Below are 12,558 nucleotides of genomic sequence, written 5' to 3' on the forward strand. Positions count from 1 at the left end.
GATCATAAACGAAATGTATAAGGAGCAAAATTATGGCAACAAAATATATTCAGAGTGAACATAAAATTTTTAGAGATTCTGTTCGGAAATTCTTAGCAAGTGAAGCAGTTCCTTATTATGAGCAATGGGAACGAGACGGAATTATTCCCCGTGAATTTTGGCTGAAGGTTGGAAATCAGGGCTTTTTGTGCCCAAATGTCGATGAGAAGTATGGTGGTTTTAACGCAGACTTTGTGTATTCGGTTATTTTTAATGAAGAAATAGAACGTGTGGGTACTAGTTTAATAGGAATTGGATTACATAATGATATCGTAGTACCATACATCGTTGAGTATGGTTCTGAGGAGCAAAAGCAGCGTTGGTTGCCAGGCTGCGTGAGCGGTGAAAAGGTAGCGGCTATTGCCATGACGGAAACAGGGGCTGGATCGGATCTTGCGAATATAAAAACGACGGCAAAGAGAGAGGGAGATTACTATATTCTAAATGGAGAAAAAACATTTATCACAAATGGAATCCATGCAGATGTAATTGTAGTGGCCTGTAAAACAGACCCAAATGCCGTTCCTGGTTATAAAGGGATCAGCTTGATTGTGGTTGAACGAGATACACCTGGTTTTTCAAGAGGAAAAAAATTAAATAAAGTTGGCTTGCGCAGTCAAGACACTGCTGAATTGATTTTTCAGGATGCACGTGTTCCAGTTGGTAATCTTTTAGGGGAAGAGGGTAAAGGATTCTACTATATGATGAATAAGCTTCAGCAGGAGAGGCTGATTATTGGAATTACAGCTCAAGTTAGCGCTGAAGAAATGCTTCAAATGACAATTGATTATGTAAAAAATCGAAAGGCTTTTGGTAAGTCAATTAGCCAATTCCAAAATACTCAATATAAACTGGCGGAAATAGCAACTGAAATTGCCTTGGGGCGTAATTTTATAGACGATCTCATCATCAAGCATATGAACGGAGAAGATGTTGTTACGCAAGTATCAATGGCGAAATGGTGGATTACCGATATGGCCAAAAGAACAGCAGGGGAATGTATGCAACTCCATGGCGGCTATGGTTATATGGAGGAATATCCGATTGCCCGAAGATACCGGGACATTCCGGTTTCAGCTATTTATGCTGGAACAAATGAAATCATGAAGAGCATCATTGCAAAAAATCTTTTCAGCCATTAATTAAGGCTTGTCCAAGATCTACTCTAAAACAATAAGCAACAGGAGAAATAAACTGACTGTTGCTTTTCTAATTTCAAAAAAAAGTACTCATGAGTTTAAGACAGACTAAATCCTATCCAAATTTAAGGATAAATAACGATTATGTTATTGTTTTAAAAAACTGAATATTCAAAATAATTATTTTTTTATGAAACGCAGCTATTGAATGAATAAGTAGAGGTGTGAAATATGGTAAAAATGCTTGAATTAAGAGAAATGGTGAGGTTAGTAGATCAATCGTCTCTTGAAAAACTAGAAGTAAAGAATAGAAGTTTAAGAATTTTCATCAAAAAGGGTGAAGTAATCCAAATTAATCCTGTTGGCGAGCCGTCCATTCAATTGATGAATGTGGTAGAAAAGCAAGGCTCAGATAATTCCGATGAATTCGAATCTGAACTAGAAGCGTCAATAAAACCCCATGTGATCCATTCTATAAATGTTGGAATATTTCAATCGATAGTAAAACTTGGAGACAAGGTTGAAATCGGTTCACTAATTGGTTATTGCACGGTAAAAGCACTGAATTTAAAGTTTGATATTAAATCAGACCAGCATGGTGCTATTTCTGAAGTTTTAGAGGAAGAGGGACAACTCATCGATTATGGGCAACCTCTTTATAAAATATCCGTTGGAAAGGAGATTCTACATGTTTAAAAAGGTTCTTATTGCTAATCGAGGTGAAATAGCAGTACGTGTTATTAGGGCGTGTAAAGATATGGGGATAACAACAGTTGCCATCTTTTCTGAAGCTGACCGTGAGGCACTTCATGTTAAATTGGCGGACGAAGCATATTGTATAGGACCCACTTCATCTACAGAAAGTTATTTGAATATTACAAACGTCATCAGCATTGCTTTATTAACGAATGCGGATGCCATCCATCCTGGTTATGGTTTTTTAGCTGAAAATGCGAATTTTGCTGAAGTCTGTTCGGATTGTAATATTGCGTTTATTGGCCCTGAAGGGGAAGCAATTAGAAAGATGGGCGATAAAGCGGTAGCAAGAGATACGATGAAGAACGTAGGCGTGCCGATCGTTCCTGGGACAGATGGTTTAATTGAAAATCTTGAAGAAGCTGTTGTTATAGCAAATGAAATAGGTTTCCCAGTGATTGTGAAAGCAACAGCCGGTGGTGGCGGAAAAGGAATGAGGGTAGCAGAAGATGAAGAAGATTTACGAAAAGCGATCCGTCAAGCACAGAAAGAAGCTGAAATAGCATTTGGAAATGCTGGCATCTATCTAGAGAAATTTGTTGAGGAACCCCGACATATTGAAATTCAAATCATTGGAGATCGGTTTGGCAACATCGTTTATTTAGGAGAACGAGACTGTTCCATCCAACGCAGGCATCAAAAACTGGTTGAAGAGGCACCTTCACCAGCCCTTGAACAGAATTTACGTGACCAGATGGGTTCGGCAGCAGTAGCAGCTGCAAATGCAGTGAATTACCATGGAGCGGGTACAGTCGAGTTCCTCTTAGATAAAAACGGAAATTTTTATTTTATGGAAATGAATACCCGTATTCAAGTAGAACATCCAGTTACTGAAATGATTACTGGTATTGATTTAATCAAGGAACAAATTTTAGTAGCAGCGGGATATCCACTGTCTTTCAAGCAAAGTGATATAAAGATAAACGGTTGGGCGATCGAATGTCGAATCAACGCCGAGAACCCGGCAAAAAATTTTATGCCCTCTCCAGGGAAGATTGAAATGTATTTGCCTCCAGGTGGGTATGGTATCAGGGTTGATAGTTCCATCTATCCGGGGTGTGAGATTTCCCCTTTTTATGATTCAATGGCAGCAAAAGTTATTGTTTGGGGTAAAAATCGTGAAGAAGCAATTCATCGCATGAAAAGGGCACTTGATGAATTTGTTATTATTGGCATCAAAACTACAATTCCGTTTCATCGAAAATTACTTGAAAATGAATCCTTTGTAAAGGGACAGTTTAATACAAAATTTCTTGAAACGAATCCATTGCAGTTAGGGATCTAGTTCTTCAAGTTAGCAATTATTCAGGAGGGAAAAAAATGTTTAAAATTCATGAAATAAGAGAAATGATTAAACTAATTGATGGATCGAACGTAGCGTGCTTAGAAATAGAAGAGGGAGATTCTAAAATATCCATTCAGAGGAATTTATCGATAAATCCATCCAATTTAATAGAAAATAACTCTATTAAACTAGCTATTCCTACTGTTACAGAGAATCCAGCAGTTAGAACAGAAACTCTGGAGAACACTCAAGTTTCTAATCAAGTGGATACAAGAAAAGAACGTTCTAATCCGGTAAATAACGCACCAAATTATGAGGGAGATGAAAACATATTAAAGATTGTTTCCCCAATGGTAGGTACTTTTTACAAGGCACCGGCAGTAGACGCCAACCCATTTGTACAAATCGGGGATCAAGTTAAAAAATCAACTGTTGTTTGTATCCTTGAAGCTATGAAATTATTTAATGAAATTGAAGCGGAAATAGACGGAGAAATCGTTAAAGTATTAATTGAAAATGGCCAACTTGTTGAATACGGCCAACCTCTTTTTTTAGTAAAACAGAATTCTTAACAAAGTGTATAAGGTCAGGAATTAAAAAGGAAAAGGAGTGACTTATATATATGACAAAACAAGTTGGAAATCCAGAACAAAGTGTGACTGAAAATACTTTGTTTCACGAGTTTCCGATACCGACATTTCAGCAGTGGCGGGAAGTTGCAGAAAAGTCTTTAAAAGGGGCGACAATCGAAGAAAAGTTATTTACATGCACATATGAAGGGATTTCTCTTAAGCCAATGTATAGGAAAGAGGATATCGAAAACTATGTGCATTTATCTTCCATGCCAGGCGATTTTCCTTATGTAAGAGGGACAAATGAAGGTGGTTATCGTGAAGGTACTTGGGATGTTTGTCAGGAAATTATTTTTTCAACGCCTGAAGAATTTAATGAAGCGGCTAGAAATGATTTGAAAAAAGGGCAAACGATGTTACATATTGCCTTAGACGAAACGAGATGGCTTGAACCTGGTATTAATGAGAAGAAATTAAATGACAAGATTGGCGTTTCCATCTCTACTTTACAAGACTTTCAAACAGCATTCCAAGATATAAATTTAGAAGAGATACCGATTTATATCGAAGCTGGTAAGAATGGTTTCCCTATATTCGCAACATTTATGGCTTTTTTACAAAAACAAAATCAAAATCCCAAAAAACTTAGAGGCTGTATCGGATTGGATCCTTTAGGCCAGCTTATTCAACGAGGGACTCTGTCCTATTCGATCAATCAAGCATTCGAAATGATGGCTAATATAACTGATTGGTCTAAAGAACATGCACCACTCGTTCAAACAATTGTTGTTGGGGCTCATTCCTATCATGAAGCTGGTGGAAATGCAGTTCAAGAATTAGCTTTTGCAATCGCAACAGGCTTAGAGTATCTTCGCAAAGTGCAAAGTCAACACATTACGATTGACGATGTTGCACAGCGAATGCGTTTTTCATTTTCCATCGGTTCAAATTTATTTATGGAAATTGCAAAATTTCGGGCAGCCCGTATGTTATGGGCACGTATTGTAAAAGAGTTAGGCGGTAATGAAACTTCTCAAAAGATGTCAATACATGCAAGTACTTCTTCATGGACAAAAACAATACATGATCCTTATGTAAATATTCTAAGAGGAACGATGGAAGCTTTTGGAGGAATTATCGGTGGGGTTAATAGCCTCTGTGTATCACCTTTTGATGAGGCTATTCGTCCGGCTAATGAATTTTCTCGTCGTATAGCACGAAATACTCAATTGATATTGGAAAAAGAAGCAAACTTGGGGAAAATAGAGGATCCTGCAGGGGGCTCTTGGTACATTGAATCGTTAACTATTTCTCTAGCTGAAAGAGCTTGGGAGCTTTTTCAAAGAGTAGAAGCGTTTGGGGGAATGTATAGCGCTATTCAAGCAGGCTTTCCGCAAGAAACAGTTGCCAGAACTGCTGAAGAAAAAAAAGAAAATATTAAACGTCGGAAAGATAAGTTTGTAGGATCCAATATCTTTCCGAACTTGAACGAGAACGTTATCAATACAGAAGTATCGAATGTACAAAAAGAACAACAAAGTAATACGGCTACAGTTAAAAAATCTAAATATTCTGATGTAAAACAAAATTTAGCCTACGATTCTGTTATCAAAAAAGAATTACAAGATTTTATATCAAATAATTCAATCGAAAATGCAATAAGAGCAGCTTATTCAGGAGCATCCATTGAAGATTTAGTTGATGCAATAAAATACCCAGTTTCAATTACACCTTCTGTTCGTACACTTCGCATTCACCGTGGAGCCGAACCTTTTGAGGAGCTTCGCATGCATTCTGAAGCATACAAACATAGAACTGGTGGGCTTCCAAAGGTGTTAGTAGTTAATATTGGATCAGTTTCTGACTATAAAGCACGTAATGCTTTCATAACCGATTTTTTTGAAGTTGGGGGATTTAAAGTTATCCAACATGATGGGTCACATTCGATAACAGAGGCAGTTCAGACTTCTCAAGCAAGCATTATCGTCATTTGTTCAAGTGACAATAAATATCCAGAGTTGGTTCGATCTTTAGTGAGCATTATTAAGGGTTACAAAGCGGAAACATCTGTATTACTGGCTGGGAATCCTTCAAGATTGGACAAGTCCTTGTACATGCAAGCAGGCGTAGATGATTTTATCCATACAGAAGTAAACAATTATGAAAAGTTGCTTGAATTTCAAATTAAGGGAGGAATAAGAGATTGTACAAAATAACTGATTTTACGAAAATGCCTTTTAGAGATGCTTTTGATAAATCTATTCCTCCCAAACTGAAAGAGTTTAATAGCCAGTGGAATACGTTAGAGAACACTAAAGTGAAACCGCTTTACACTTTAGACGACATGAATGATTTGGAACATCTGGAATTTGTTTCCGGGATTGCTCCATTTTTAAGAGGACCTTATCCCGCAATGTATGTGAACCAGCCTTGGACCATTCGCCAATATGCTGGATTTTCTACCGCAGAGGAAAGTAATGCTTTCTACCGCAGGAATTTAGCTGCCGGACAAAAGGGCTTATCGATTGCCTTTGACTTGGCGACTCATCGTGGCTATGATTCAGATCATCCACGGGTTGAAGGTGATGTTGGAAAAGCCGGTGTAGCGATTGATTCGATATTGGATATGAAAATTTTATTTGATGGAATTCCGTTGGATAAAATGTCGGTTTCCATGACGATGAATGGTGCCGTCCTTCCGATTTTAGCTTTTTATATCGTGGCTGCAGAAGAACAGGGTGTTGACCGGTCACAGCTAACAGGGACCATTCAGAACGATATTTTAAAAGAATATATGGTCCGTAATACTTATATTTATCCACCAGAAGCATCAATGCGAATTATTGCAGACATCTTTTCCTACACCTCTAAGAATATGCCGAAATTTAACAGCATTAGTATATCTGGTTACCATATGCAAGAAGCTGGAGCGACTGCGGATATCGAATTAGGGTATACCTTGGCAAATGGATTGGAATATGTTCGAACAGGTTTAAAAGCCGGAATTGATATTGATTCCTTTGCACCTAGGTTATCGTTTTTTTGGGCAATTGGAATGAATTATTTTATGGAAGTTGCTAAAATGCGGGCGGCACGTCTATTGTGGGCTAAATTGATCAAAAAGTTTGAGCCAAAGAATGAAAAATCTATGGCCCTCCGAACTCACTCTCAGACCTCAGGCTGGAGCCTTACGGAGCAAGACCCGTTTAATAATGTGACACGAACCTGTATTGAAGCAATGGCTGCTACGTTAGGCCATACTCAATCGCTTCATACGAATGCTTTGGATGAAGCGATTGCTTTACCAACAGATTTTTCAGCAAGGATTGCTCGTAATACGCAGCTTTATCTACAAGAAGAAACCGGAATATGCAATGTTGTTGATCCTTGGGGTGGGTCCTATTATGTAGAATCATTAACACATGAATTATCACACAAAGCCTGGAAACATATTGAAGAGGTTGAGGCGCATGGGGGAATGGTAAAAGCAATCGAAACTGGTTTACCAAAAATGCGGATTGAAGAGGCAGCTGCTCGTCGCCAAGCCCATATTGATTCAGGGAAAGAATCTATTATTGGTGTAAATAAATACCGTTTAGAGAAAGAAGAGCCAATCGATGTACTTGAAGTCGATAATACTGCTGTTCGAGAAGTGCAAATAAAGCGACTTCAAGATTTACGTGCGAAACGGGATGAAGTGAAGGTGCAAGAAGCACTTCGCGCGATTACGCACTCAGCAGAAACAGGAGAAGGTAATTTGTTAGCCCTAGCTATCGAAGCAGCTAGAGCGAGAGCAAGCCTTGGGGAGATTTCAGATGCATATGAAAAAGTTGTTGGTCGTCATAAAGCAGTGACTCGCTCGATCATTGGAGTATATAGCTCTGAATATGGAGAAGAAAATGAAATGGAAGTCGTAAGAAAACAAGCTGATGACTTTGAAGCTCGGGAAGGTCGCCGACCACGAATTATGGTTGCCAAGTTGGGGCAAGATGGCCATGACCGTGGTGCGAAGGTGATTGCCACAGCTTTTGCTGATTTAGGGTTTGATGTGGACATCGGTCCTCTTTTCCAAACACCAGAAGAAACGGCACTTCAGGCTGTAGAAAATGATGTTCACGTTATAGGGATGAGTTCTTTAGCAGGGGGCCATCGGACACTTCTACCTAAACTAATGGCTGAATTGAAAAAATTAGGCAGGGAAGACATCATCGTTGTAGCTGGAGGTGTTATTCCTGCTCAAGATTACAATTTTTTAAAAGAAAATGGTGCTGCTGCAATCTTTGGACCAGGGACAGTTATACCAGTATCTGCACAAAAAGTATTGGAAGAAATTATTCGCCGTTTGGAGGATACAGAATAAATGAAACACAAATCTTACGACGAAGAAATCTTTCAAGGAATGTTAAGCATGGTCCATGAACAATTGAAATTCGGTTTTTATATTAATTCAGAAGTTCTACTAATAATTATGACTCTAGTATTAGAGCAATCAATAGAAAAGCGTTAATTAATAGTTTCAAAAGTAGTTAAATTTTTTCAGTAAATCTAGAAAGTAATAGGGGAGGGATTAGCATTTTGAGTAGACCAATCAAACGGATTGAGCATATAGGAATTGCGGTTAATGATTTAGATTCATCTATTTCATTTTATAGAGATATTTTAGGTTTAAAACTCATAGGAATCGAAACTGTAGAGAGTGAACAAGTTCGCGTAGCGTTTATTGAGATCGGTGAAACGAAAATAGAACTCTTGGAAGCCTCGAGTTCTGAGAGTTCTATTGCTCGATTTATAGAGAAAAAAGGAGAGGGCATTCACCATATTGCCTTTCAAACTGAAAATTCACAACAACATTTGGATTTACTAAAAAAACAAGGTATTAAGCTAATAAATGAGACACCAAAAGAAGGGGCCCACGGCAATCTAATTGCTTTTTTACATCCTAAGTCAACTAATAATGTGTTAATGGAATTATGCCAGCCAGCTTCTGAGAAATCTAGAGAGGAAGTAGTAAAATCCAATGAGCACTGTCTATGAGAAGATTCATGATTTATGGGATCGGAAAACTAAAATCGAGCTCGGTGGCGGTGACGACCGAATCGATACCCAACATAATCGCGGGAAACTTACTGCAAGGGAGCGGATTGATTTATTACTGGATGATGATTCCTTTGTTGAACTAAATCCTTTTATACAACACCGTGCTACTAACTTCGGAATGGATAAATTAGAAAGTCCAGGAGAAGGTGTTGTAACGGGCTACGGTAAAATACAAGGTCGTCTTGTCTACGTTTTTGCTCAAGACTTTACCGTTTTTGGTGGAGCCTTAGGAGAGATGCACGCGGTTAAAATTTGCAAAATCATGGATCTGGCAGCTAAAAATGGAGCTCCTCTTATTGGATTAAATGACTCGGGTGGCGCCAGAATTCAAGAAGGAGTAGTTTCCTTAGACGGATACGGCCAGATATTTTATCGAAATGCCATCTATTCTGGAGTTATCCCACAAATATCTGTGATTATGGGTCCTTGTGCAGGTGGGGCAGTCTATTCTCCTGCCATTACTGATTTTGTGTTTATGGTAGAAAAAACCAGTCAAATGTTCATCACTGGTCCGAAAGTCATTGAAACAGTAACTGGAGAGACTATTTCTGCAGAGAATCTCGGTGGTGCAAAGGTTCACTCCTCCATTAGTGGATGTGCACATTTTACTGGGAATACCGAATCGGAGGTCTTGCAAGAGGTCAGAAAATTAATTTCTTTTTTGCCGCAAAATAATATGGAAAACTCCAAGGTCCTGCCAATGGAAGAAGAGAGTGATTGGAGGGAAGATTTACTAAACGTTGTACCCCTAAATGGAACGAAGGTGTATGACATTCGTAAGGTAATAGAGCAAGTACTAGATCACGGTGATTTCATGGAAGTTCAAAAAGATTATGCGAAAAATATTGTGGTTGGATTTGGACGAATAGATGGTAATAGTGTCGGGGTTATTGCCAATCAGCCTAAGGTAATGGCTGGAGGACTAGATATTAATTCTTCGGATAAGACTGCCAGATTCATTCGATTCTGTGATTCTTTTAACATTCCTATTATAACCTTTGAGGACGTCACTGGATTTTTCCCTGGTATCAATCAGGAACACGGAGGAATCATTCGTCACGGAGCAAAAATTCTGTATGCATATTCAGAGGCTACCGTTCCAAAAATAACGGTTATTCTTCGCAAAGCTTTTGGCGGAGCATATGTGGCAATGAATTCAAAAGCGATTGGTGCAGATATTGTATATGCTTGGCCTAACGCAGAAATTGCCGTAATGGGCCCTGAAGGAGCAGCAAATATTATTTTCACGAAGGAAATTAACCAAAGTAGTAATCCAGTAAAGACTCGATCAGAAAAAATTGAGGAATATCGAAACACGTTTGCAAATCCATACGTTGCGGCCTCTCATGGTATGGTTGATGACGTGATCGATCCTCGAAATACACGTAAGGTTCTTAAACAATCATTAGAGATGCTTAGAACAAAAAAAGAGCAAAGACCGAATAAAAAGCATGGAAATATTCCATTGTAAAAGTTTTTAGGAATAGCAATTGTTCAACTAAAGTTAACTTGAAAAGGGGTTATATAAAAATGAACATTATCGTTTTGATAAAACAAACATTCGATACGGAAGAAAAAATTATACTGCAAAATGGCATCATAAGTGAAGACGGAGTAAACTTCATCATCAATCCTTATGATGAATATGCAATTGAAGAAGCGATTAAACTGCGTGATGAACACGGCGGTGATGTAACAGTTATCACAGCTGGACCGGAACGTTCAGAGACTGCTCTTCGCACCGCCCTAGCAATGGGTGCAGACAAAGCCATCTTAGTTGATACCGAAGATTTTGATTTTGATGAATATAGTACAGCTAAAATCCTTGCAGCTGTTATAAAAGATAGAGAGTTTGACATTATTTTGGGTGGCAATGTGTCAGTCGATTCTGGTAGTGGACAAATAGGGCCACGACTTGCAGAGGAACTTAGTATTCCACAGGTAACTACCATTACAAAATTGGACATCAATGGAAATGAAGCCATAATCGAACGAGATACAGAAGGGGATAAAGAGATCATCGAAGTTTCACTTCCAGTACTATTATCAGCACAACAGGGATTAAATGAACCGCGTTATCCTTCGCTACCTGGCATTATGAAAGCAAAGAAAAAGCCAATCGAGCGGTTGGAACTAGATGATTTAAATATCGAAGCGGTGGTTGAAGCAAAAACAGTTGTCACAGAGACCTTTTTTCCGCAGAAAAAAGAAACAGTTCATATTTTGAAAGGAGATATCAAAGATCAAGTTTCTGAACTGGCATCACTTCTACGCAGTAAAGCTAAGGTAATTTAATAGTTTAGGAGGAAACAATATATGAGAAAAGTACTTGTATTGACAGAGGAAAAAGGTGGAAAGTTAAGAGGTGTTTCACTAGAGGCGTTAACAGCTGCTCAGCGTATTGCTGAAGGCGGGGAAATAATAGCTGTTGCAATAGGCAGCGATGCAACACATTATGCTAGCGTTTTAGGTAAACATGGTGCAAAAAAAGTATATGTTATTGCCAACAAGGAACTAGAACTATATACAACTGATGCGTATTCGCAAGCTTTGCAACAAGTGATCAATGATGTTCAGCCAGAAGTAATTCTATTACCGCATACAGCAATAGGGAAAGATCTTGCACCACGTCTTGCAGCGCGATTTAGTTTAGGTCTTGTATCAGATGTTATTGATGTTCAGATTGAAGACGGTGAAGTAATCTTTACTCGCCCTATTTACTCCGGAAAAGCTTTCGAGAAAAAGAAAGTAGTTTGTGGAATCCCAATTGCTACTGTGCGTCCGAATAATATCCCTGTTGAAGAAGCTCGTGGAGCGATCGAGGTTATCCGTTTTAATGTTGAAATTAAAAATTTAAGAACGATCGTAAAAGATGTAGTACGTAAAACGATGGGTGGTGTAGACCTTTCAGAAGCGAAAGTAGTTATCTCTGGAGGGCGTGGTGTTAAATCACCTGAGGGTTTTAAGCCGCTACAAGAACTTGCGAATGTACTAGGTGGCGCGGTAGGTGCATCCCGTGGTGCATGTGATGCGGAGTACTGCGATTATTCATTACAAATTGGACAGACAGGAAAAGTCGTTACGCCTGATTTGTACATTGCTTGTGGAGTTTCAGGGGCAATTCAGCATGTAGCTGGGATGTCTAACTCTAAAGTTATCGTAGCAATAAACAAAGATCCGGAAGCACCAATCTTTCAAGTAGCGGACTACGGTATTGTTGGTGATTTATTTGAAGTGGTTCCACTTCTTACAGAAGAGTTTAAAAAAGTCCTAGTAAACTCTTAAAAAATAGATAGTAAACCGGCATACAAAATAATAGATCTATCAATCTTTAATAAAGTTTTTTCTCTTACAAAAATACTTATTCATAGTACAAATTTTTCAATATACTGACAGTTCGTTAAGGTTAATGTGTTTGAAAATAAGTCTCTATATATAAGGAGAATGAATCGTATGTTATTGAAAAAAATGGTGGATGAATTTGGAGCCGTCATAAGTAAAATGAATGCAGCCCAAAAGGAATTTGGTAATTACCATTACCTTGTAATTGAATACAAGAATCAATTAGATGAACTACGCAATCAATATTTTGGTATAAGTAAGACAGACAGTAGAATGAAAAAAGAGAGATAAATCCTTCTGTTTTCCCTTGAAAGACACTTAGCATTTT

The 12,558-nt window shown here is 38.4% G+C and carries 12 protein-coding genes; all 12 read left to right on the top strand.

What is annotated here, in order from left to right; genetic code table 11:
• The first annotated feature begins 32 nt into the window (after positions 1-32).
• The 12 genes from ABEY15_RS01395 (at position 33) to ABEY15_RS01450 (ending at position 12,521) form a co-directional block, all read left to right on the top strand.
• Positions 33-1,181: an acyl-CoA dehydrogenase family protein gene (locus ABEY15_RS01395; RefSeq protein WP_429887950.1), complete on the top strand. Its 1,149-nt coding sequence runs from the start codon at positions 33-35 to the stop codon at positions 1,179-1,181.
• 228 nt (positions 1,182-1,409) lie between these two features.
• Positions 1,410-1,874, top strand: coding sequence for an acetyl-CoA carboxylase biotin carboxyl carrier protein (locus ABEY15_RS01400; protein ID WP_429887952.1), 465 nt, complete (start codon positions 1,410-1,412; stop codon positions 1,872-1,874).
• Positions 1,867-3,219 (top strand): acetyl-CoA carboxylase biotin carboxylase subunit, encoded by a 1,353-nt coding sequence (gene accC / locus ABEY15_RS01405; RefSeq protein WP_429887954.1) that lies wholly within the window; start codon positions 1,867-1,869, stop codon positions 3,217-3,219. Before ABEY15_RS01400 ends, accC begins: the two co-directional genes overlap by 8 nt.
• A gap of 35 nt (positions 3,220-3,254) precedes the next feature.
• Positions 3,255-3,791 carry an acetyl-CoA carboxylase biotin carboxyl carrier protein gene (gene accB / locus ABEY15_RS01410; RefSeq protein WP_429887955.1) on the top strand — a complete coding sequence of 179 codons (537 nt, stop codon included), beginning with the start codon at positions 3,255-3,257 and terminating at the stop codon, positions 3,789-3,791.
• Positions 3,792-3,841: 50 nt separating this feature from the next.
• On the top strand, positions 3,842-6,007 hold the full coding sequence (locus ABEY15_RS01415) for a methylmalonyl-CoA mutase family protein (RefSeq protein ID WP_429887956.1): 2,166 nt from the start codon (positions 3,842-3,844) through the stop codon (positions 6,005-6,007).
• Between the two features lie 14 nt (positions 6,008-6,021).
• Entirely contained in the window at positions 6,022-8,151 is a 2,130-nt protein-coding gene (scpA, locus tag ABEY15_RS01420; protein WP_429888239.1) for a methylmalonyl-CoA mutase, read from the top strand.
• Complete coding sequence (locus ABEY15_RS01425) at positions 8,152-8,298, top strand: hypothetical protein (protein ID WP_429887958.1); 147 nt, start codon at positions 8,152-8,154, stop codon at positions 8,296-8,298.
• Between the two features lie 68 nt (positions 8,299-8,366).
• Positions 8,367-8,825, top strand: coding sequence for a methylmalonyl-CoA epimerase (gene mce / locus ABEY15_RS01430; RefSeq protein WP_429887960.1), 459 nt, complete (start codon positions 8,367-8,369; stop codon positions 8,823-8,825).
• Positions 8,809-10,359: an acyl-CoA carboxylase subunit beta gene (locus ABEY15_RS01435; protein WP_429887962.1), complete on the top strand. Its 1,551-nt coding sequence runs from the start codon at positions 8,809-8,811 to the stop codon at positions 10,357-10,359. The genes mce and ABEY15_RS01435 overlap by 17 nt, the downstream gene beginning before the upstream one ends.
• Positions 10,360-10,418: 59 nt before the next feature.
• On the top strand, positions 10,419-11,183 hold the full coding sequence (locus tag ABEY15_RS01440) for an electron transfer flavoprotein subunit beta/FixA family protein (RefSeq protein ID WP_429887964.1): 765 nt from the start codon (positions 10,419-10,421) through the stop codon (positions 11,181-11,183).
• A 21-nt stretch (positions 11,184-11,204) separates the two neighbouring features.
• Positions 11,205-12,173: an electron transfer flavoprotein subunit alpha/FixB family protein gene (locus ABEY15_RS01445; RefSeq protein ID WP_429887966.1), complete on the top strand. Its 969-nt coding sequence runs from the start codon at positions 11,205-11,207 to the stop codon at positions 12,171-12,173.
• 159 nt (positions 12,174-12,332) lie between these two features.
• Positions 12,333-12,521 (top strand): hypothetical protein, encoded by a 189-nt coding sequence (locus ABEY15_RS01450; RefSeq protein WP_429887968.1) that lies wholly within the window; start codon positions 12,333-12,335, stop codon positions 12,519-12,521.
• Positions 12,522-12,558 lie beyond the last annotated feature (37 nt).

Origin of the sequence: Gottfriedia acidiceleris (assembly GCF_050457485.1) — a bacterium.
Taxonomy (GTDB): Bacteria; Bacillota; Bacilli; order Bacillales; family Bacillaceae_G; genus Gottfriedia; species Gottfriedia acidiceleris_D.

What these genes read in the sequence shown, in the direction of transcription:
- ABEY15_RS01395 (WP_429887950.1), top strand. Translation starts at nt 33, where the DNA reads ATGGCAACAAAATATATTCAGAGTGAACATAAAATTTTTAGAGATTCT.
- ABEY15_RS01400 (WP_429887952.1), top strand. Translation starts at nt 1,410, where the DNA reads ATGGTAAAAATGCTTGAATTAAGAGAAATGGTGAGGTTAGTAGATCAA.
- accC (WP_429887954.1), top strand. Translation starts at nt 1,867, where the DNA reads ATGTTTAAAAAGGTTCTTATTGCTAATCGAGGTGAAATAGCAGTACGT.
- accB (WP_429887955.1), top strand. Translation starts at nt 3,255, where the DNA reads ATGTTTAAAATTCATGAAATAAGAGAAATGATTAAACTAATTGATGGA.
- ABEY15_RS01415 (WP_429887956.1), top strand. Translation starts at nt 3,842, where the DNA reads ATGACAAAACAAGTTGGAAATCCAGAACAAAGTGTGACTGAAAATACT.
- scpA (WP_429888239.1), top strand. Translation starts at nt 6,022, where the DNA reads ATGCCTTTTAGAGATGCTTTTGATAAATCTATTCCTCCCAAACTGAAA.
- ABEY15_RS01425 (WP_429887958.1), top strand. Translation starts at nt 8,152, where the DNA reads ATGAAACACAAATCTTACGACGAAGAAATCTTTCAAGGAATGTTAAGC.
- ABEY15_RS01435 (WP_429887962.1), top strand. Translation starts at nt 8,809, where the DNA reads ATGAGCACTGTCTATGAGAAGATTCATGATTTATGGGATCGGAAAACT.
- ABEY15_RS01440 (WP_429887964.1), top strand. Translation starts at nt 10,419, where the DNA reads ATGAACATTATCGTTTTGATAAAACAAACATTCGATACGGAAGAAAAA.
- ABEY15_RS01445 (WP_429887966.1), top strand. Translation starts at nt 11,205, where the DNA reads ATGAGAAAAGTACTTGTATTGACAGAGGAAAAAGGTGGAAAGTTAAGA.
- ABEY15_RS01450 (WP_429887968.1), top strand. Translation starts at nt 12,333, where the DNA reads ATGAATCGTATGTTATTGAAAAAAATGGTGGATGAATTTGGAGCCGTC.